Genomic DNA, 18,741 nt, shown 5'->3' on the forward strand with positions numbered 1-18,741 from the left:
TGGCTTTTCGAAACACATGTGGCTTTTCGGCGGAATAGAGGGCACACAAAAGGGGGCACCGCCTCCACCCCCTACGGGTAGAGAACGGTGCCCCCTTTCAGCACGCAGAGTCAATACGCCAAGTCAGCGCGCCGGGAAGCATAACGCTCCCACCTGCAAACCTTTTAGCGGCGAGCGCGGCGCAGCTTCACCAGGCCACGGTTAATGTGTGCCGCCCAGAGCGGACCCTCATACAGGAACGCGGTGTAGCCCTGCACCAGGTCAGCGCCAGCGTCCAGGCGCTCCTGCACATCCTCAGCGGTGGTCACGCCACCAACGGAGATGATGGCGAGGTCGTCGCCAATTTCGCGCTTGAGCAGGCGCAGTACCTCCAGGGAGCGCGGCTTCAGCGGCGCACCGGAGAGGCCGCCAGCACCGATTTCCTTGACCTTGGTCATGTCGCTGGTCAGACCCAGGCCGTCGCGGGCAATGGTGGTGTTGGTGGCGATGATGCCGTCCAGCTTCAGCTCCTTAGCCAGGGCTGCCACCTCGATCACGTCCTCATCGACCAGGTCCGGCGCGATCTTCACGGTCAGCGGTACGTGGCGGTTGGGGCTGACGCGGTCTGCCTCTTCACGCACGGCAGCAAGCAGCGGGCGCAGCGACTCGATAGCCTGCAGGGTGCGCAGACCCGGAGTGTTCGGGGAAGAAACGTTGACGACCAGGTAGTCTGCCTGCGGTGCCAGGGTGCGGGTAGAGATCAGGTAGTCCTCGATAGCGTTCTCGAGCTCAACGACCTTGGTCTTGCCGATGTTCACGCCGATAACCGGGCGTACGGCGCCGCGGTATTCGGTTTCGAGGTCTGCGCGGGCGGCGGCAACGCGCGGGCCTGCCGCTGCGGCACCGTCGTTGTTGAAGCCCATGCGGTTGATGACCGCCTTATCTTCCACGAGGCGGAAGAGGCGCGGCTGCGGGTTGCCGGGCTGCGCCTGACCGGTGATAGTACCGATCTCGACGTGGCCGAAGCCGATACCAGCCAGCGCGGCAATGCCCTTACCGCCCTTGTCGAAGCCTGCAGCCAGGCCGAACGGCGAGGGGAAAGTAATGCCCATGACGGTGGTTGCCAGTTCGGGTGCGGGCTGGAAGTACTTGCGCAGCGCGCGGGTGATGCCGACGTTGCGCAGGGTCTGAACGCCCCAGAATCCGACGTGGTGTGCCTTCTCGGGGTCCATGCCCTTGAAGAAGATGTTGAAGAAGGTCGGGTAGATGCGCATTTGTTCTCCCTAGTGTTGGAGGGTGTGGGTGGTTTATGGGGCTATGAGCCGGGACTGTATGCCGGGCCGTTACTTGTCGTTGGCGACGGCGTCGACAGCGCCACCGTAGCGGCGGTCGCGGCGCGCATACTCTTCGACAGCTTCCCAGAGGGTGCGGCGGTCAACGTCGGGCCAGAGCACGTTCATGAAAATCATCTCGGCGTAGGCGCTCTGCCAGAGCAGGAAGTTCGAGATGCGCTGCTCACCGGAGGAACGCAGGAACAGGTCAACGTCGGGCAGGTCGGGCTCGTCCAGGTACTTCTGGATGGTCTTTTCGGTAATGTTGCCGGGCTTGATCTTGCCCGCCACAGCGTCCGCTGCGATAGCTGCCGCCGCGTCAGCGATTTCTGCGCGGCCGCCGTAGTTCACGCACATGGTGAGGGTGCAGACGGTGTTATCGATGGTTTCGCGCTCGCAGTGTTCGAGCTCTTCGATGACGTTCTTCCACAGCTTGGGTCGGCGGCCAGCCCAGCGGATGCGCACACCCCAGGTCTTGAGGGTCGCCAGCTGACGCTGCAGCACCTCGGTGGAGAAACGCATGATGAACGCGACTTCGCTGGGTGAGCGCTTCCAGTTTTCGGTGGAGAACGCGTAGGCGGTCACGTACGGGATGCCCATTTCGATAGCGCCCGCAACAACGTCCAGCAGTGCCGCCTCGCCGGCGCGGTGGCCCTCGGTGCGGGGCAGGCCGCGTTCGTTCGCCCAGCGTCCATTACCATCCATGACGACGGCGACGTGCTGCGGAATGAACTTCTTCGGGATCGGCGGCGGGGTTGCCCCGGTGGGGTGTGCGGGCGGGGGTACGGGCTGGGTGCGTGCCATGTGTGCCTTTCTTCCCTGGCGGGTTCTCCCCCGGGGTCGTTTGCCTAGATATGCACCAGGTATAAACCTGGCGTGCTGTTAGCTATTTTACCGTGACATAGCGCGCATGGGTGGGTGCTTTAGGGGTTATTTTGCGTCCTGGTTGGCCCATGTTTGACGCTCCGGCGTGCATCTTTTACGATGCAGGAATTTCTGCTTCGAGGGCGCTCGCCGTTTTCAGGGGGTGTTCGAGCAGGTTCTGGGTGGTTTTCAGGTAGAGTCCCAGAATTTTGGAGGCGACCGGCACCGGTGCTGCGTCAATAGTCGCCCAGGCGCGCGGATCCGCCGATGCGGTAGCGAGCGCATAGCCGAGCTCTTCGGCACGCAGGCCGGTCAGGGGTGTGTCGGTGGCGGGTGCGCATTGGGGGCAGAGGACCGTGTGGTGTCCGTAGGTGTGGGCGGTGTGGAAGGCAATGTACCTGCCGCTTCCGCTTGTAGCGCCGGGGGTGCTACTGTCTGCCCCGTTATCGCCCCGGCTATCGGCGTTCACGAGCGGGTTGCCGCATCGGGTGCAATTCTCACCGATGAGCGGCCAGCCAGCGGCGTTCATGCTGCGCGCCAGGTAGCGGGTCAGGATTCTCTGCGGCACGTGCTGCCCGTGCGCGAGCGCGGCAAGCGCCCCGTGGGTGAGGGTGTAAATATCGGCGGTGCTATCGGTGTCTTTGGTGAGTGCTTCCGCCAGTTCGGCGATGGTGGAGGCACACGTGTACGCATCGTAGTTCGCCATAATCGGTGCGGTGTAGGCGTGCAGGGTTGCCGCCTGGGTGATGGTGTGCAGGTTGGTTCTGCCGCGGCTGAAGGACAGATCGGTGTGCATGAACGGTTCGAGTCGCCCACCGAACTTGGAGGTGGGTTTGCGTACGGCTTTGGCGACGGCGTGGGTGATTCCGCCGTCGCGGGTGAGCATGATGATGATGCGGTCGGTTTCGCCGAGTTTTTGGGTGCGGAGGATGAGGGCGGCGTCGCGCCAGGTGCGGGGTTCGCTCACGGGTGTCTCCGTTCTCGGTACATGCTCGGTAGGTGCGTGGTGGATGCTCAGTAGATGCTGAGGGCAAGATCTACGCGGGTGTTGCGGGTACGGTTCGACCCCTGCCTCGTTACCCCGCGTAGGGGGTACCGGTCAGGGGTCGGTCCGTAACGTATGGGCGAGGCGCTATTTAGTCCTCGTACTCGATATCGTCGTCGTCTTCATCTTCTTCGTCGTCGACCAGTTCGTCGAAGTCGTCATCGTCTTCGTCACCGTAGACGCTCAAGGGGGTGACCTCGTTGTGCGCCTCGAAGAGGGCATCTTCGTAGGCTTCGAAGGCGTTGGCGATTTCTACGTACGCCTCATCGACGGCGGGGTCGTGTTCGCCGGTTCGGTTTACGACGGCGGTCAGGTGCGCCTCCAGCGCGTCAAGGAGGCGGGTGAGTTCGGTGCGAGGATCAATGCTCATGCCATTATTCTACTACCTACGCGCCTATGGTGTGCGCCGGGCGGTCATACGGCGGTTTAAACGCGGAACTATGAACGGGCGCGGCAGGTCAATCGGCAGATAAATTCGGTGCCGTGCAGAGAACGCCAAAGCCAGAGCGGTAAGCCCAGGTTGGTCAAGTCAGGCTGGGCAAGCCAAGCTGATAAAGCCAGGTTGGTCACGCGAAGCAGCGCGCGGCACATCAAGCACCGCATAGAAGACCTTACAGACACAGCGAACCCGCCGTCCCCAGCTCCCCCACTCCTCAAGGGAGCAGGTGCCGGGTGCGGCGGGTTCTTCTGTCGGTTAGCTCAGCTTGACGCTGCACCTACTGAATGTTTGCTTCTTACGGGTTGAGCCCGAGAGAATGAGAAGCCGGGGTTTTAGAAGCCCAGGGATGCTGCGGATGCGCGGATTGCCTCAGCGGATGCCTTCAGCTGTGCCAGCTCAGCCTCGTTCATGGGAACCTCGAGCACGCGCTGGATGCCCTCGCGGTTGACGATGGTGGGCAGGGACAGTGCAACGTCCTTGAAGCCGTACAGCTCGCCTGCAATGGTGGTGGAGACGGGCAGCACTGCGTTCTGGCCGCCGAGGAATGCCTCAGCGATACGTGCGCCGGAGATACCGATTGCGTAGTTGGTGGAACCCTTGCCCTCGATAACCTTGTATGCTGCGCGCATAGCTTCGGTTGCGAGCTCTGCACGGACCTCTTCGGTGAAGACAGGCTTGCCGTCCTGCTCCCACTCGGTCAGGGGAACCATGCCGATGTTTGCTGCGGACCAGACGGGGAACTCGGAGTCGCCGTGCTCACCAACAACGTTTGCGTGAACGCTCTTGATGGAGACGCCAGCCTTGTTAGCAATCAGCCAACGCAGGCGGGAGGAGTCCAGAACGGTACCGGAGGACAGCACGCGGTTTGCGGGCAGGCCGGTGATCTTCTGAGCCACAACGGTGAGAACGTCACAGGGGTTGGTGACGAGCATGATGATCGCGTTGGGTGCTACGGACAGGATGTTCGGCAGCAGCTTCTCGAGGATTGCGACGTTTGCGCCTGCCAGCTCGAGACGGGGCTGGCCGGGCTTCTGGCGAGCACCAGCGGTGATGATGACCATGTCGCAGTCGCGCAGCAGTTCGATGTCGTCGCCACCGGTTACGGTTGCTTCGTGTGCGAACATTGCGCCGTGTGCGATGTCCAGTGCTTCAGCGTGTGCGCGCTTGCCGTCGATGTCGTACAGGACGATTTCGTCTGCGGAGCCGCGGACCATAGCTGCGTATGCGGTTGCGCTACCGACGCCGCCTGCACCGATGACGCCGAGCTTGGTGGGGTTGTTGACACCGTTCATTGCTGTATGCCCTCTTTTCGTGAGAGTTATCCGTGTGGTGCGAGAGGATTCTCGCGGGGTTTATTAGGAAGCGGGTGTGTGCCTCGGGGTTGAATTTCCTTGGGTGGGCGTCCTTCCCCGGTGAGCTTGCTTCGTTACTTTCTATTATGCCGCAGATTCTGCGTTTTGTGTTGGGTTATTTTGCTTTTTTCGATGGGTGCTGGTGACTTTATGGGCTATTAGGGGTGTTTTTCACTCATAAAACCAAATAATGACCTTCTGACCTTTTGAGCAAGCTCACATGTCGCTCTCACATATCACTAAAGTAGCCCTCAACATCCACGGCACCGCCGGAAGCCTCAAAATCAGCACGAACCGCCTGCGCCAACTTGTCGTCAATCAGGAAATCCAAAGCCACAGAAGCCAAACCGAACGACGCATCCAAAGCAGCATCCACCGCCGCCGGAGTGTCCGCACAGTGCGCGAACTCCACCGTGTGCATACCGGTACCTTCGGGCGCAATCTGAATCAGCGGGTGAATACCGGGCACGCGCAGGCTCACATTACCGAAATCAGTAGAAGCCGCCATGGTGTCACTGACCGTGCCAGGCGGGTACGGGTGGCGACCCACCGAACGCTGAGCCGAAACCCAACGCTTCAACAGCGGACGGTTCGTGCGCACCGGCATGGTCATCGGCGAAGAATCCCACGTCACCTCCGCACTCACACCAGCCATAAGCGCCGCACCCTGCAGCACCTCCTCAACCCGTCGCGACAGCGCACGCAGAGTCGGCGCATGCTTAGAACGGATATTAATGTGCAAGCTCGCGGTGGCAGGAATCAGGTTCGGGGCGTCCCCACCGTGGTCAATAATCGCGTGAATACGGTCAGAACCGGGAATCTGCTGACGCAACAAACCCAAACCCTGATACGCCAGATTCGCCGCGTCCAGGGCGTTACGACCCATAAACGGGTGCGAGGAAGCATGCGCGCTCACGCCCGTGTAGGTCACGCGACATTCACGGCGACCCAACCACGCCTGATCAGCCACATCGATAAAGTAGGGGTGCACCATAATGGCGGCATCCACCTGCTCGAACGCGCCGGCACGCGCCATCAGCTCCTTACCGGCATCGGACTCTTCGGCAGGAGTGCCGTAATAGAGGACCCTACCGCTAAACGCCTCGGGGCCGGTGGCGAGCGCATCCGCCAGGGCAAGGAAAGCGCCCAGGCCGGATACCGCAATGACGTTGTGACCGCAGCCGTGACCGATGCCCGGCAGCGCGTCATATTCGGAGAGAATCGCGATGGTGCGGTGCTTGGCGGGGTCGTAGTCGGCGCTGGCGAGCTCCACCTTAAAGGCAGTATCCAGCCCGAAGGCGGGGTACTCGATGCTGAGGTTCGGGTTACTGAGGTTCGGGTAGGCTTCGCGGACCGCATCAACGAGCGTGCGGGAGGCGAAATACTCCTCGTAGGCAGTCTCAGGATGCGCGTGAATCGCCTTGAGAATTGCGGTCAAAGAATCCGCACGGGAGGCAACGGAATCGGCGAGGTCGCGGCGAATATGCGCCAGCCCGCTGTCTTCGTCGAGGCGGTGCCCGTGATGCTTGCCGTGACTACGTTCCTGCTCGGGATGCGCATGGTCGGGGTGCTTGTGCCCGTGCTTGCGGCGGTGCTCAGCGGCACGCTTACGCTGCTCGGTTTCGAGGGCGAGGATTTCGGAGTACTCGCTACCGCGCACGCAATCAGCGTCGGGTGCGTCGTAGTGGCGGGTTGTTGCGGCGGGTCGGTTCGGTGCCGTTCGACCGGAACTGTCAGAAGTAGGCTGGGTGTGGGCGGCGGTGCCCTGTGCGTTCGCGTCAGTCATGCTTCTACGCTACCGTCTGCGCTCGCCGGGCGCTAGATGCTCGGGCGTGATGGAGTCGAAAACACCCAAAAAGAAATATCTGTCACATAAAAGAAATTTTGTATATATCCTAGGAATCTTTGATTTATAGGAGTAGCGTTAAGCACATGGGAGCGACAATCCAGCCGCACCCGTCACCATCCGGCGCTAGCGATGCGAATGCCGGCAGGACAGTTCACAACCGGTCCAAACCATGTCGTTTGGGCCTCTGTCAATACAGTGACAGACCCAAGGACGCGAACCGTACCGGCAAGCACACACCGCAGTGAGCGCCACAACCACGCTAAGGAGCTCCAATCCCATGAAGGCAGCACGCTTCTACGACCGTAACGACATCCGCATTGAAGACATCCCCGCACCCGAAGCAGCTGCGGGCGAGGTTCTGATTAAGGTCGCCTGGTGCGGCATTTGCGGTACCGACCTGCACGAATACCTGGACGGCCCCATCTTCTGCCCCCAGCACGGTCACCCCCACCCCATTTCTGGCGAGGACTCCCCCGTCACCCTCGGTCACGAATTCTCCGGTGTTGTTGAGGCACTGGGCGAAGGCGTAGACGACCTTGAGGTTGGCGACCACGTTGTCGTCGAGCCCTACATCATTCGTGATGACGTCTACACCGGCCCCGACTCCAAGGACTACCACCTGTCTAAGGACATGAACTTCATTGGTCTGGCAGGTCGCGGTGGCGGTCTGTCCGAGAAGGTTGCTGTCAAGCGTCGCTGGGTTCACAAGATTCCTAACAACATTCCCCTGGACGAGGCTGCACTGATTGAGCCCCTGAGCGTTGGCTACCACGCTGTTGAGCGTGCAGGCGAGTTCGAAGAGGGCGCATTCGCACTGGTGACCGGTGCTGGCCCCATCGGTCTGCTGACCTCCGCAGTTCTGAAGGCTAAGGGCGCTAAGGTTATCATCTCTGAGCTGTCCCCGCTGCGCCGCCAGAAGGCTCTGGACTCCGGCGTTGCTGACTACGCTTTCTCCCCCGCAGAGGTTGACGTTCTGGCTGAGATTCACAAGCTGACCGACGGCCGTGGCGCTGATATCGCGTTCGAGTGCACCTCCGTTCAGCCCGCACTGGACCTGATTCTGGATGCTCTCAAGCCCACCGGTAAGGTCGTCATCGTCTCCATTTGGGGCAAGCCCGCTTCCCTGGATGTTCAGAAGGTTGTGCTCAAGGAGCTCGATATCCGCGGCACCATCGCATACGTGAACTCCCACCCGGAGACCATCAAGCTCGTTGAGTCCGGCAAGATTGACCTCAAGCCCTTCATCACCGGCAAGATCGCTGTGGAAGACCTGATTGACAAGGGCTTCGACACCCTGATCAACCACAACGAGACCGCTGTGAAGATTCTGGTCACCACCGACCCGGAGCGTCTGGCTGAGTAATCTCTCTGAGTGCTGAGTAATTCAGTTTCAGCTGATGCAGCTACTCTTCTAGCTTCCTTAGCGTAGCTAGTGTGGGGTGAGGTTCCTTTCGAGGAGCCCCACCCCACTACTTTTTTGTGCGCTTTTTACCGGGTGCACAAAACCGGGAATACAAAACCGAGCATACAAAAATCCCCGGTTCCGAAGAACCGGGGATTATCTGTGCGCGAGGGGGGACTTGAACCCCCACCCTCTAATACGAGGACTAGCACCTCAAGCTAGCGCGTCTGCCTATTCCGCCACCCGCGCAGGTGACTTTCGAACGTTTTCCTTTCGGTGCCGTTCGAAGCAACACGTAATACTATACGGGCTTTCTGGATACTCCGCAAATCGAAAGAGCATGTTCTGCGTCACACATTCGAGGTTGGTTAGTTCCCCACACCCCGGGTGATCTTCTCGCACCTTGAGTAATATGACCGGCACGCCCACTCAACTGCCATATTTTCGGTCATAACGACTAGAATAAAAAGCATGAATAATGAGAACCTCTCCCGCGAAGAAGCCGCAGAACGTTCGGCTCTCATCAGTGTCGACACCTACGACGTGCATGTCGACCTGACTAACGCCAAGGACCCCGAATTCGAGTCCTACCCCACCGTCACCACCGTCCGATTCTCCTGCAACACCCCCGGTGCAGAAACCTTCATCGACTACATCCACCACAGCGTCGACTCCGTTAAGCTCAACGGCACCGAACTGACCCTGGCTGATGTCGTCAACGGCGCACGCATCACCCTGTCCAACCTGCAGGCAGAAAACGTACTCACCATCCACGGTCGCTCCTACTACTCCCGCTCCGGCGAAGGTATGCACCGCTACTTCGACCCCTCCGACGGTCGCGTCTACCTGTACACCCAGTACGAGCCCTCCGACTGCCGCCGAGTCTTCCCGAACTTCGAGCAGCCCGACCTGAAGGCAGTCTTCAACTTCCGCATCACCGCGCCCAAGGACTGGGTCGTCAGCTCCAACGGCGTACTCGAAAGCCAGGTCGTAGACCCCACCGACGACTCCATCACCAAGCGAGTCTTCTCCCCCACCGCCAAGATCTCCACCTACATCACCGCAATCGTTGCCGGCGAATACTTCACCGCAACCACCACCTACAAGCCCAAGAGCAAGGTCAACAGCGGTGACATCCCCCTGGTCGCATACTGCCGCCAGTCCCTCAAGCCGCACTTCGACTACGACCACATCTTCATGGTCACCAAAAACGGCCTGGACTTCTTCCAGGACCTCTTCGACTACCCCTACCCGTACCCCAAGTACGAGCAGGCATTCGTGCCCGAATACAACATCGGCGCAATGGAGAACCCCGGCCTGGTTACCTTCACCGAAGACTACATCTTCGTCTCCGGCGCAACCGAGGACGACCTCGAAGGCCGCACCAACACCATCTGTCACGAAATGGCACACATGTGGTTCGGCGACCTCGTCACCATGAAGTGGTGGGACGACCTGTGGCTCAAGGAATCCTTCGCAGACTTCATGGGCACCCTCGGCGCTAAGGAAGCCAACAACTTCAACGACGCATGGGTCACCTTCGCGAACAATCGCAAGGCATGGGCATACATGCAGGACCAGCTGCCCACCACCCACCCCATCGTTGCTGACATCCCCCACCTGGAAGCAGCATCGCAGAACTTCGACGGCATCACCTACGCAAAGGGCGCATCCGTGCTCAAGCAGCTGGTCGCCTATGTCGGCTTCGACACCTTCATCGAGGCAGCACGCGTGTACTTCAAGCGCTTCGAGTGGGGCAACACCTCCCTGAACGACTTCCTGCAGGTACTCAACGAGGTGTCCGGCCGCGACATGCAGGCATGGGCTAACGCATGGCTGCAGACCTCCGGCGTGTCCGCACTGGGCACCAAGCGTGTCTACGGCGAAGACGGCCAGCTCACCGACCTGATCCTCACCCAGGAACTGCCCGCACAGCAGCCCGCAGGTCTGGGCCGCCCCCACGTGGCAAAGCTGGAAACCTTCGCGCTGACCGACGGCAAGCTCACCTCCACCGGCCTGCTCTCCCTCGAGTACCCGGCAGAGCCCGTCTCCGAGCACCGCGTGGAGCTCACCGATGAGCAGAAGAAGCTCGTTGGCGAAGCTGACCTGCTCATGCTCAACGCAGAGGACCACACCTACGCCAAGGTCGCCCTGACCGACGAAGACGGCCTGCAGGCAGCTATCGAAGGTGTCTCCACCCTCGAGTCCGCACTCTCCCGCGGCCTCATCTGGGGATCCCTCTGGGAGAACGTCCGCGACGCCCGCCTGCCCGTCACCACCTACGTCGACGCAGTCGTCCGCAACGTCTCCAAGGAACCGAGCGCATCCCTGCTGGGCACCATGGTCAACAACGCACAGGTCGCTATCGCAACCTTCTCCGCACCCACCGGCCGCGAGCGCCTCTATGACGCTCTCTATGACGCATTCGCAGCCGCACTGGCACAGGCTAAGCCCGGCTCCGACGAGCAGCTGATTCTGCTGCGCGCCCTGATTTCGGTCTCCACCAACGCGACCAAGGGTGAAGAGCTCTGCCGCGATATTGCCCGCGGTGCTTTCGAAGACACCACCGGCGATATTGCTGACGCAACCGGCATTCCTTACGACCAGAACCTGGGTTGGAGTGCACTGGGTGCGCTCGCAAGCCGCGACCTGGTGACCGTTGAGGATCTGGACCGTGCGGCTAAGTACAGCCCCTCCTCGATTTCTTCGAATGGTTACGCGTACGCGATTGCTGCTCTGCCCTCTGCTGAGCGTAAGGCTGCCGCGTACAAGACCATCATGGAAGACGAGTCGCTGTCGAACGACGCTCTGGCCTCGACCATTAACGGTTTTGCTCGCGGTCCGGTTGAGCTGCGTGAGTCCTACTACGACTCCTACTTTGAGGCTCTGCTGCCCATTTGGGCGTCCCGTTCGATTGGTATGGCGACCCGCATTGTGCGTGGCCTGTACCCGAAGGCTCCGTACAACACCGGCTCCACCGAGGGTCTGGGCGTTGAGGGCAACCCCTCCGTGGCGCTGGCTCAGCGTTGGCTGGAGGCGAACCCCGAGGCTCCTTCGGCTCTGCGTCGTCTGGTTCTGGAGGCTCAGGATCACGGTCGCCGTTCGATTGTGGCTCAGAAGTTCAACGCTTCCCTGCAGGGCTAAGCTGCATGGTTTAAGGGCTTGTGGCGGGGTGTGAGCCGGCATCTAGACTAGGTTCCGCTCTCCCCCGCTAGGTTCTCAATCCGCTGTGAGAGACTGCCGTTCGGCACGCTCCCGGTAACACACTGGGATGTGCCGGGCGGTGGTCTTTTTCGTGGCTTTCTCAGCCGAAATTTTTGTTTCGGGAGGCTCTACGCGGCAGGGTCGCGGCTCTTTAGTGCCTTGACGTGGGCCGGCGTTACCGGGGCTGATTCCTCTAAAAAGAAAACTATATGCACCCGGTGCTAAAAGACAGATAAATGTCACCCGTTTTTGTGAGCTGTCCACACTGAAAGCATGAGAGAATAGACTAGGTATCCGCTCGCTTAGACATACATATCAGAAGGAGTTTTCAGTGGTCGATTACGCACTCGGTGACCGCGGTAGCGTTGACATTGTCACCGATGATTACTACGAAGCAGAAACCCTCCAAATCTTTGAGGAACTGCACATCGACCGTGAACGTATCTGGTACGGTGAAGCGCGTCTTGTTCCCGAACCGGATAACCCTTACGAACCCAACAGCATTGCCGTCTACATTGACGAGTTCAAGGTAGGCCGCATGAGCGTGGAGGACTCCGCCGCGTACTGGGATTCCATTACCCGCGTGGTCGCCTCCGGCTACGAACCTATCGCGCATCTGCAGCTCTCCGCTGTTGCCGTACGCGCTGAAGGCGGCAGCATGCACGTGAAGAGCACCGGTGTGCTCTCCCTGTCCGCACCCGGTTCTCTCTTCCCCCTCAACGACGCACCGACCCGCGCAACCCTGCTGCCCCAGGGCCCGTCCATGAAGGTGCTCGACGAGAAGGAACACTCCGAATACCTGCACAGCATCCTGCCGCCCAGCGGTGAAGGCCGCGTGATCCTGACCCTGGAAGCGAACCAGCTCAAGACCTCCGACGGCCGCGTTGTTGACAGCGTGGAGGTGCGCCACGACCGTAAGCTCGTGGGCCGCCTGAGCACCCAGATGTCTGAGCAGCTCGCACCCGTGATTCGCTACGCGTTCGAGAACGACCGCCTCACCAGCGCATGGGGCACTATTCGCGGTAACACCCTCGAGCTGTCCCTGACCGTTCAGGCTGCACGCCCTGCCGATATTCCGCAGGAATGGTACGAGACCCTGCCCAACAACGTTCCGGCTCTACTGCCCGTTGGTGAAGACTACGAGGTGCCCCCGGCATTCGTGCCCACCGAAGGCGAACGCCACTACCTGGAGTCCTCTGCACAGCAGGCGCCGAAGAAGCGTCGCGGTTTCATGAGCTCCCTGACCGGTGGTTCCTCCGCCCCCGAGTCGACCCGCAGTGAACCCGCCGCAGAGAAGCCTGCCATCGAATACAGCCTGGAAGAAGAGGAGTACTACGAGCCGAACGAGCGTGACCGCCTGCTGAACCTGATCAAGGGTGCAGGCCTCGCCGTTCTGGTCGCCGGCCTGATCTCGATACTGTGGACCCCGATGCTCGGCATCCTCATCGCTATCCTGGGTGGCGCTGTCGCGGCTGTAGCATTCTACTTTGGTCGTCAGCCCTACTACGAGGACTACGAAGAATACGACGAGTACGAGGAAGAATACGAAGAGACCGACGAGGCTGAAGAAGTAGACTCGAAGGCATAAACTCCTCCACGACAGAGCGTAAAGATACAACGCAAAGATACAAAAGGGGCGGCTACCCCACCATCACGGTGAGGTAGCCACCCCTTTTGTGTGCCTACCATCCTGAGCATCATGAGCTACGCGTGGAGAGCCGATTAAAACCAGCGGGGGTGAAAGCCTCATCAGCTTTCACCCCCGTAAGGAGTCAGATCTTAGTCCTGACCATAAGTTGCCATGAACTGATCCATGCTGTCATGTTGCAAAGCATAGGACAGGTTAGCGTTCGCAGCCTGGTTCACGATAACAATCGACTGACCGTCGTAAGACCAACCCGGACCCGCGTTCGGCAGGGTAGTCATGCGCATCGTGGTGTCACCACTGGTCAGCACCGGAGCCGCAATCTGAGCAATCTGTGCAGCATCCAGACCGGAGTCCACACGCATGTAACCAGCGATGGACTCAACAGCAGACTGGAACGAACCCACGTTGCTCAACGCGCCCTTCGCCTTCATCGTGTTGTACAGGCCGCGCAGGAACGCACGCTGGTTACGAACACGCTGGTAGTCACCATCAGCGAACTGGTAACGAGCACGCACGAAGGCAAGTGCCGCGCCGCCGTCCATGTGCTGCATACCCTGCTTGAAGGACCAAATGTTGATATCAAAGTTGAAGGGGACCTGAACGTCCACGCCACCAACAGAATTCACCAGAGCCTTGAAGCCCTCGAACTCAATCTCAGCCACGTGATCAATCTTGATGCCCAGCAGGTTCTCAACGGTTGCCACCTGCAGAGAAATACCACCGTAGTTCAGCGCCGCGTTAATCTTTGCCGAACCGTAGCCGGGGATGTTCACCCAGGTATCACGCATAATCGAGACCAGGTACACGCCCTTGCCGTCAGCCGGGATGTGCATGAGCATGATGCTGTCCGCACGGGAGCCGCTCACCTGAGCAGCTTCAGAACCGGAACGGGTGTCACTACCGAGCAGCAGGATGTTCTTACCGGGGCCCTTCACGACATCGTAACTGTAACCGTCATCCAGGATGCCGTCGCCATCCTTATCGTGTTCGCTGGCGTTTGCTGCAAGAGCCGCAGCAGCATCGGAGCCGTTAGCGTTGGTACCGTTCTTGCCGGTATCCGAGTTGGTGACGGTTGGAGCCTTCAACTCCGTCACGTTCAGGGGCTTAGCTTCGCCAAGCTTTTCCTTAATTTTGGCCTGATCTTCATCCACCTTAGTGATGGAGTCGAACTTCTCGGTCTTGCTATCCCAGGTGTGGCCAGCACGCCAAATAAAGAAACCAATACCGAGGGTAATAACCAGCAGAAGAATCAGCAGGATCAGCAGAATACGCTTGACCCATTTCTTCTTCTGCGACGGTTCAGAGTGAGCGTCGCTCATTAAGTTGTCCTTTGTTTGAGGTGGTGATACGCGAGGCGCGCAGCGCATCCAGCGAAGTCTCTAGAATGCAGAGAGCCGGAGAATACCCGCCGATACGGGGCGGCGCTGGAGGGCACAGAAAATGCACAACTCGCAAAATACTTTCCCATTGTAACGCTGTCAGCGGGTCTGCGCACCGGCGAACGAAAGGTTTTACACTACAACTTTCCTCACGTTCACGCGATTTATTTTGCTATGTGCCGCAGAACGCACAATGCCCCGCCTCCCTGAAAACCAAGGAGAACGGGGCATTGATTTCGCTAAAAAGCAAAACTGGGACAGAAGATTTACTTCTTGCCGAAGTTGCCGAAGCGTGCGTTGAAGCGCTCGACGCGACCTGCGGAGTCCATGATGCGCTGCTTACCGGTGTAGAACGGGTGCGACTCGGACGAGATTTCAACCTCGACGATCGGGTACTCGTTGCCGTCTTCCCACTTCTCGGTCTTGTCCGAGGTCATGGTGGAACGGGTCAGGAAGACCTTGCCGGATGCGAGGTCGCGGAACAGAACCAGGTTGTAGTCCGGGTGGATTTCTGCCTTCATTGATTACCTTCTTCTGCTACTGGATTTTGCCAGTAGCCCTTATATAGATGGAGTAGGTTTTTCGATGTGCAGCTATCGAGAAAATCTCAGAGCGCATCACCATTGTGCCCGCATAGGGCGCACACAACCCATTAAGGGTACCACCTTCACGGATTAAATCCCAGTACGTTCCCTCACAGGCACCAACCCACACACCGCGAGGGCACCCGAAGAAGGCACTCACGCGGGTTAGGAACCAGGTTAGAAGTCAGTTTATGAACGTGGGCGGGTCTCCCAGAATGCCACAGCGCTCGCCGCCGCAACGTTCAAAGAATCCACACCGTGCGACATCGGAATCATCACCGTATCATCACACGCCGCCAAGGTGCGGGGCGACAGTCCGTGCCCCTCCGTGCCCAGAATCAGCGCAAGCTTCTCATCCCGGCGAGCAGACAGCTCCTCCAGGGTCAGCGAGTCCTCCTCCAAAGCCAACGCCGCGCTCTTAAAGCCCAGATCGTGCAGGGTCTGCAAGTCAGCAGGCCACGACTCCAGGCGAGCCCACGGCACCTGAAAAACGGTACCCATCGACACTCGAATCGAGCGGCGATACAGCGGATCAGCGCACCGCGGAGTCACCAGCACAGCATCCACGTTCAGCGCGGCAGCCGAACGGAAAATAGCGCCCACATTCGTGTGGTCCACGATATCTTCCAAAATCGCCACGCGAGAGGCACCCTGCAGCAACTGCTCCAGAAGCTGCGGCGCCGGACGAGCCACCGCCGCCAACGCACCACGATGCAGATGAAAACCGGTCACCTGCTCCAGCTGCTCCTCACTACCCACATACGCGGGAGTGTCAGGATGGGCGCGCAGAACATCCGCCAAATCATCAGCCCACTTCTCACTCATCAGGAAAGAAACGGGCTGATGACCGGCAACGAGCGCACGACGAATCACCTTCGAGGACTCCGCAATGTAAATACCCCACTGCGGCTCCATGGCGCTACGGAGCTTCACATCGGTCAGCTGCGTGTAGTAGCGCAAAGCCTGCTCGGGTGCCTGCGCCAGAGCCGTGACCGACTCGATGGCGTAGACACGCTCGGCACGCTCAGCAATCTGTTCGGCGCTCAGCTGCTTCGGGGCACGGCTCATGCGCGCTTGAACGCGGAGTAACGACCCGCGGAGGTGACGGTCAGAGCCAGATCCATGTCGTAGGTTGCTGCGAGGTTCGCCTCGGTAATGGTGGACAGGATCGGGCCGGCGGCGACCACGCCACCGTCACGGACCAGTAGAGCGTGGGTGAAGCCCGCCGGGATTTCCTCGAGGTGGTGGGTGATGAGCACGGTAGCCGGTGCGTAGGGGTCGGCGGCAAGTGCGGTCAGACGCTCGACCAGGTCCTCACGGCCGGAGATGTCCATGCCTGCGCCGGGCTCGTCCAGCAGCAGCAGTTCGGGGTCGGTCATGAGGGCGCGGGCAATCAGTGCACGCTTACGCTCGCCGTCGGAGAGGGAGCCGAAGGTGCGGTCAGCGAGGGTGTCGACACCCCATTCAGCCAGCAGCTCGGTGGCGCGCTCGTCGTCCATGACGTCGTATTCTTCCTTCCAGCGGCCGGACACAGCGTACGCTGCGGTCACGACAACGTCGGAAACCTTCTCGTTGGCGGGAATCTGGTTTGCCGAAGCACCGGAGGACAGACCAATGCGCGGGCGCAGGTCGAACACGTCAACAGCGCCGAGGGTCTCGTCAAGGATTTCAACCTCGCCGCTGGTCGGGTGCAGGCGGGCTGCCGCAACCGACAGCAGAGTGGACTTACCGGCGCCGTTGGGGCCCAGAACAACCCAGCGTTCACCTTCGTTCACAGTCCAGGAAACGTCGTTGAGAATCTTGCGGCCGCCGCGAATCACGGAGACATTCTGAAGGTTGAGTACGGTGCTCATGGTTCTTCTTCCAGTGAGTTAGATGGATGGGATGCGCCCCCACCCCGCAACCCGTGCCGAGTTATCGGAGCGGTTGGCGCATAGTGCGCGGGTACCCCACATTGGGTTCCTCGCGCGAAGCCTTATGGGCTATAGGTGCCGCCGCGTCAGGGGCGGCGCGCCTGATCAAATGTACCTTGTCAGAGGGGCGGGCGCATCCGCAACGGCACCTATAGCAGCTGAAGTTATTAGTCGATGAAGCCGCGTGCGCCACCGACCAGCTCAACGTGGCCGGTCTCAACGTCTGCGGTGACCATCTTCGCGATTTCCTGCGCGAACTCGTTGACGGTGTAGAGCTTGCCGGCGGTCTCGCGGCGCTGCTCAATAGCGCCGGGGTGCAGGCGGTTCAGCAGGGTTGCGGTGACGGTGCCTTCAATCATGTCAGCGGACACGACGACCAGGGAGATACCCTTCTCGGAAAGTGCGGGAATCTCGGCAATCAGTGCGTCTTCGCCTGCGCGCTTGGACTCTGCGACGGGCTTGTACTCGTCCATGGTCTCAACCTCGCGGATGAAGTGCGCCTGGTGGCTGGTCACGAACACGATGCGTGCGCCTTCGGGCATCTTTTCTGCAGCCAGGCGTGCCAGGTTCAGCTGTGCGTCACGGTTCAGGCGCATTGCGTAGTCTTCGCCCATGCCGGTTTCCATACCGCCCGAAGCGTTCAGGATCAGGTAGTCCAAGGAACCGAAGGTCTCCACGGCGGTGTTGACGAGGTTCTGCAGGTCCTCATTGTTGGTCACGTCAGCCTGCACTGCGATTGCCTTGCCGCCAGCCTCTTCAATAGCCTTGACGATCTTGTTCGCGCGCGGTGCCTTGGAGCGGTAGTTCACCACAATGTTCGCGCCCTCAGCGGAGAGAATCTGCGCGGTGTCTGCGCCAACGCCGCGGGAGGAGCCGGTAATGATGATGGTCTTGCCGGTCAGCTGTGCCATAGTTTTATGTCCTTAAGTTTAGAAAGGGTGCGCCCACGCTCGGGCGCTTCGTGCAGTCCGTACGGGGTGGGGTTAGTGACCCATGCCCAGGCCGCCATCAACGGGGATGACAGCACCAGAAATGTAGCTAGCCTCATCGGATGCGAGCCAGCGAATCACGCGAGCGACCTCTTCTGCCTCCGCAAAGCGACCAGCCGGGATGGACGCGAGGTAGTTCTTCTTGGTCTCTTCGGGCAGAACCTCGGTCATTGCGGTGTTAATGAAGCCCGGTGCCACCACGTTAGCGGTGATGTTACGGCCGCCCAGCTCACGGGTGATGGAGCGTGCCATGCCAACCAGCGCCGCCTTAGATGCGGAGTAATTGACCTGGCCGGGGGAACCGTACAGACCCACCACGGAGGACACCAGGATGATGCGGCCACGCTTGAGCTTCAGCATGCCCTTGATGGCGCGCTGAACCACGCGGAAAGAACCGGTGAGGTTGGTGTCGACCACGTCGGTGAAGTCGGATTCCTTCATGCGCATCAGCAGCATGTCGCGGGTGATACCTGCGTTGGCGACCAGCACCTCCACGGGACCGAATTCTGCCTCAATTTCCTTGAAAGCTTCGTTAATGCTGTCGGCATCGCGTACATCTGCCTTGACGGCGAAAAATTCTTCGGGGGCTTCACCGCTGCGGTAGGTGATGCAGACATTGTGTCCTGCTGCCTGGAATTCCTTGGCAATTTCGTAGCCGATGCCTCGGTTGCCGCCGGTGACCAGCACGGTCTTGGGAGTGTTCTCGCTCATGAGCTTCCTTGATGAGTCGACCCCTCACGATCAGAGCCGATGCAGCGGCTAC

Annotated in this window: 15 protein-coding genes and 1 tRNA gene; 3 read left to right on the plus strand and 13 right to left on the minus strand. The window is 60.0% G+C overall.

Annotated features, from left to right (window positions below; translation table 11 throughout):
• Nucleotides 1–164 precede the first annotated feature (164 nt).
• The 6 genes from HMPREF2710_RS06155 to HMPREF2710_RS06180 all read right to left on the minus strand — a co-directional run bounded on the left by HMPREF2710_RS06155 (nucleotide 165) and on the right by HMPREF2710_RS06180 (nucleotide 6,796).
• Nucleotides 165–1,253 carry a quinone-dependent dihydroorotate dehydrogenase gene (locus tag HMPREF2710_RS06155; protein ID WP_070600156.1) on the minus strand — a complete coding sequence of 363 codons (1,089 nt, stop codon included), beginning with the start codon at nucleotides 1,251–1,253 and terminating at the stop codon, nucleotides 165–167.
• A gap of 69 nt (nucleotides 1,254–1,322) precedes the next feature.
• Nucleotides 1,323–2,114, minus strand: coding sequence for an isoprenyl transferase (locus tag HMPREF2710_RS06160; RefSeq protein ID WP_049341241.1), 792 nt, complete (start codon nucleotides 2,112–2,114; stop codon nucleotides 1,323–1,325).
• Between the two features lie 175 nt (nucleotides 2,115–2,289).
• Complete coding sequence (gene recO, locus HMPREF2710_RS06165; protein ID WP_070506305.1) at nucleotides 2,290–3,141, minus strand: DNA repair protein RecO; 852 nt, start codon at nucleotides 3,139–3,141, stop codon at nucleotides 2,290–2,292.
• Between the two features lie 169 nt (nucleotides 3,142–3,310).
• Nucleotides 3,311–3,589, minus strand: a complete 279-nt coding sequence (locus HMPREF2710_RS06170) for a hypothetical protein (RefSeq protein ID WP_070506306.1) — start codon at nucleotides 3,587–3,589, stop codon at nucleotides 3,311–3,313.
• Nucleotides 3,590–3,990: 401 nt separating this feature from the next.
• On the minus strand, nucleotides 3,991–4,950 hold the full coding sequence (locus tag HMPREF2710_RS06175) for an L-lactate dehydrogenase (protein ID WP_012903553.1): 960 nt from the start codon (nucleotides 4,948–4,950) through the stop codon (nucleotides 3,991–3,993).
• Between the two features lie 289 nt (nucleotides 4,951–5,239).
• The gene (locus HMPREF2710_RS06180; RefSeq protein WP_070600157.1) at nucleotides 5,240–6,796 is read right to left on the minus strand and encodes an amidohydrolase; all 1,557 of its coding nucleotides are present in this window, start codon (nucleotides 6,794–6,796) and stop codon (nucleotides 5,240–5,242) included.
• 340 nt (nucleotides 6,797–7,136) lie between these two features.
• Here HMPREF2710_RS06180 and HMPREF2710_RS06185 point away from each other — a divergent pair, with 340 nt between their 5' ends.
• Nucleotides 7,137–8,222, plus strand: coding sequence for a 2,3-butanediol dehydrogenase (locus tag HMPREF2710_RS06185; protein WP_049362194.1), 1,086 nt, complete (start codon nucleotides 7,137–7,139; stop codon nucleotides 8,220–8,222).
• A gap of 202 nt (nucleotides 8,223–8,424) precedes the next feature.
• On the opposite strand, the gene HMPREF2710_RS06190 is transcribed toward HMPREF2710_RS06185, so the two are convergent.
• Nucleotides 8,425–8,510: transfer RNA gene (locus HMPREF2710_RS06190), tRNA-Leu, on the minus strand.
• A gap of 222 nt (nucleotides 8,511–8,732) precedes the next feature.
• Here HMPREF2710_RS06190 and pepN point away from each other — a divergent pair.
• Both pepN and HMPREF2710_RS06200 read left to right on the plus strand, forming a co-directional pair.
• The gene (gene pepN, locus HMPREF2710_RS06195; protein ID WP_070600159.1) at nucleotides 8,733–11,405 is read left to right on the plus strand and encodes an aminopeptidase N; all 2,673 of its coding nucleotides are present in this window, start codon (nucleotides 8,733–8,735) and stop codon (nucleotides 11,403–11,405) included.
• 391 nt (nucleotides 11,406–11,796) lie between these two features.
• Nucleotides 11,797–13,053, plus strand: coding sequence for an HIRAN domain-containing protein (locus tag HMPREF2710_RS06200; protein WP_070600160.1), 1,257 nt, complete (start codon nucleotides 11,797–11,799; stop codon nucleotides 13,051–13,053).
• A 191-nt stretch (nucleotides 13,054–13,244) separates the two neighbouring features.
• On the opposite strand, the gene HMPREF2710_RS06205 is transcribed toward HMPREF2710_RS06200, so the two are convergent.
• The 6 genes from HMPREF2710_RS06205 to HMPREF2710_RS06230 all read right to left on the minus strand — a co-directional run bounded on the left by HMPREF2710_RS06205 (nucleotide 13,245) and on the right by HMPREF2710_RS06230 (nucleotide 18,689).
• Nucleotides 13,245–14,432 (minus strand): LCP family protein, encoded by a 1,188-nt coding sequence (locus tag HMPREF2710_RS06205; RefSeq protein WP_049358335.1) that lies wholly within the window; start codon nucleotides 14,430–14,432, stop codon nucleotides 13,245–13,247.
• A 326-nt stretch (nucleotides 14,433–14,758) separates the two neighbouring features.
• Nucleotides 14,759–15,013 carry a type B 50S ribosomal protein L31 gene (locus HMPREF2710_RS06210; RefSeq protein WP_005506069.1) on the minus strand — a complete coding sequence of 85 codons (255 nt, stop codon included), beginning with the start codon at nucleotides 15,011–15,013 and terminating at the stop codon, nucleotides 14,759–14,761.
• 252 nt (nucleotides 15,014–15,265) lie between these two features.
• On the minus strand, nucleotides 15,266–16,144 hold the full coding sequence (locus HMPREF2710_RS06215; protein WP_070600162.1) for a TrmH family RNA methyltransferase: 879 nt from the start codon (nucleotides 16,142–16,144) through the stop codon (nucleotides 15,266–15,268).
• A complete protein-coding gene (locus HMPREF2710_RS06220) occupies nucleotides 16,141–16,929 on the minus strand; it encodes an ABC transporter ATP-binding protein (RefSeq protein WP_049327170.1) in 789 nt (262 codons plus the stop codon). The genes HMPREF2710_RS06215 and HMPREF2710_RS06220 overlap by 4 nt, the downstream gene beginning before the upstream one ends.
• 227 nt (nucleotides 16,930–17,156) lie before the next feature.
• Nucleotides 17,157–17,900 carry an SDR family oxidoreductase gene (locus HMPREF2710_RS06225; RefSeq protein WP_070600164.1) on the minus strand — a complete coding sequence of 248 codons (744 nt, stop codon included), beginning with the start codon at nucleotides 17,898–17,900 and terminating at the stop codon, nucleotides 17,157–17,159.
• Nucleotides 17,901–17,972: 72 nt separating this feature from the next.
• Nucleotides 17,973–18,689 carry a beta-ketoacyl-ACP reductase gene (locus HMPREF2710_RS06230; protein WP_005509097.1) on the minus strand — a complete coding sequence of 239 codons (717 nt, stop codon included), beginning with the start codon at nucleotides 18,687–18,689 and terminating at the stop codon, nucleotides 17,973–17,975.
• Nucleotides 18,690–18,741 lie beyond the last annotated feature (52 nt).

It is taken from the genome of Rothia sp. HMSC069D01 (assembly GCF_001810135.1).
Lineage (GTDB): Bacteria > Actinomycetota > Actinomycetes > Actinomycetales > Micrococcaceae > Rothia.

Coding starts and splice junctions, on each gene's coding strand:
- HMPREF2710_RS06155 (WP_070600156.1), bottom strand. CDS start 1,253: ATGCGCATCTACCCGACCTTCTTCAACATCTTCTTCAAGGGCATGGAC.
- HMPREF2710_RS06160 (WP_049341241.1), bottom strand. CDS start 2,114: ATGGCACGCACCCAGCCCGTACCCCCGCCCGCACACCCCACCGGGGCA.
- HMPREF2710_RS06170 (WP_070506306.1), bottom strand. CDS start 3,589: ATGAGCATTGATCCTCGCACCGAACTCACCCGCCTCCTTGACGCGCTG.
- HMPREF2710_RS06175 (WP_012903553.1), bottom strand. CDS start 4,950: ATGAACGGTGTCAACAACCCCACCAAGCTCGGCGTCATCGGTGCAGGC.
- HMPREF2710_RS06180 (WP_070600157.1), bottom strand. CDS start 6,796: ATGACTGACGCGAACGCACAGGGCACCGCCGCCCACACCCAGCCTACT.
- HMPREF2710_RS06185 (WP_049362194.1), top strand. CDS start 7,137: ATGAAGGCAGCACGCTTCTACGACCGTAACGACATCCGCATTGAAGAC.
- pepN (WP_070600159.1), top strand. CDS start 8,733: ATGAATAATGAGAACCTCTCCCGCGAAGAAGCCGCAGAACGTTCGGCT.
- HMPREF2710_RS06205 (WP_049358335.1), bottom strand. CDS start 14,432: ATGAGCGACGCTCACTCTGAACCGTCGCAGAAGAAGAAATGGGTCAAG.
- HMPREF2710_RS06210 (WP_005506069.1), bottom strand. CDS start 15,013: ATGAAGGCAGAAATCCACCCGGACTACAACCTGGTTCTGTTCCGCGAC.
- HMPREF2710_RS06215 (WP_070600162.1), bottom strand. CDS start 16,144: ATGAGCCGTGCCCCGAAGCAGCTGAGCGCCGAACAGATTGCTGAGCGT.
- HMPREF2710_RS06220 (WP_049327170.1), bottom strand. CDS start 16,929: ATGAGCACCGTACTCAACCTTCAGAATGTCTCCGTGATTCGCGGCGGC.
- HMPREF2710_RS06225 (WP_070600164.1), bottom strand. CDS start 17,900: ATGGCACAGCTGACCGGCAAGACCATCATCATTACCGGCTCCTCCCGC.
- HMPREF2710_RS06230 (WP_005509097.1), bottom strand. CDS start 18,689: ATGAGCGAGAACACTCCCAAGACCGTGCTGGTCACCGGCGGCAACCGA.